We start from the raw sequence: 1,047 nt of genomic DNA, 5'->3' as shown, positions 1-1,047 counted from the left end.
CCATTTCAACTCCTACTTAGATTCACATACCTGATTATACATGATTTATGATTTACAAACCATTTGCGATCGCTATAGCACCTTTGGATCGCAATATCTCGGCAACTATTCAACAAATTGAGAGGGCAACGGTTCCTGATATGCCAGACAGGATTATTGCCGCCACTGCTTTATCTTTGAGTCTTCCGTTAGTCACCCGCGACGCAAAAATTCAAGCGTTAACTACTATTCAAACAATTTGGTGAGTATGACAGGAAACTTTATTCGTTCCCTACAGTAATACCTTCGGGTGCGTCGCTCCCGGTAGCTATTTCAACTAGCAGGAAAATCTCACAGCGACGCACCATACAAATAGCAATATTGTGTCACCACACTTCGTTCCCCACAGCAACTCCACTGTCAATCTCATTATGAAGATTCTCAGGCGCGATCGCCTCAACCAAATCCTCAAGGGAATAACGCCGACGAGTTACGGGTTCGATAATTTGCTCAGCGTCAATAGAGGCATCTATTTTTTGAGCGTGGGCCGCGTAAAAAGCGAGAACATCGTTCACTTTAGCTTCACTTAAGTCATACTCAGCGGCAATTTGGTTTGGCGAAAAACCACATTTTTTGGCTCTGATGACTAATGTTTGCACTCGCAAACGACTGGCGCGCAAAACGGGAACGAGTTGGCCGCTAGCGCCGCGCACATAGGTGATTTCAGGAAAAGCGCGATCGTCATTCTGCTGGTTGAGGGTAGCGACTTTTTCGGCTACAGCCCAGAGGATAAACCAATAGAGGGAAATGCCTTGGAGTGTCACCAATTTTTCAGCTTCTTGCTGTAGCTGAACGGGTAAGTTTAAGGTGTGGGATGTCAGCGTGAATGGCAGTCAGTGGGGTTCGTAGTTTATGACTAACAATGGAGATAAATTATGGATATTAATACGATCATTGTGCTTAAGCTTATAATTTAATTCAGCTATAGCCAGCCAACAGTCCGGACAGTTTTTTGGGGTGAGTGGCGAGGAAAGCTATCCAAGGCTTAAAGTACAGTCATACATAAAA

At 44.5% G+C, this 1,047-nt stretch carries 2 protein-coding genes; one reads left to right on the top strand and one right to left on the bottom strand.

Annotation, left to right across the window (positions count from 1 at the left end):
• Positions 1-47 precede the first annotated feature (47 nt).
• Positions 48-245 carry a PIN domain-containing protein gene (locus QUA13_RS32610; protein ID WP_333205252.1) on the top strand — a complete coding sequence of 66 codons (198 nt, stop codon included), beginning with the start codon at positions 48-50 and terminating at the stop codon, positions 243-245.
• 120 nt (positions 246-365) lie between these two features.
• On the opposite strand, the gene QUA13_RS32605 is transcribed toward QUA13_RS32610, so the two are convergent.
• A complete protein-coding gene (locus tag QUA13_RS32605) occupies positions 366-803 on the bottom strand; it encodes a DUF433 domain-containing protein (protein WP_333205254.1) in 438 nt (145 codons plus the stop codon).
• Positions 804-1,047: the final 244 nt, after the last annotated feature.

This window comes from Microcoleus sp. S28C3 (assembly GCF_036700785.1).
GTDB classification, from domain to species: domain Bacteria; phylum Cyanobacteriota; class Cyanobacteriia; order Cyanobacteriales; family Microcoleaceae; genus Microcoleus; species Microcoleus asticus.
Note: the sequence above shows the minus strand (reverse complement) of the source record. Positions and strands in the feature narration are given on the sequence as shown.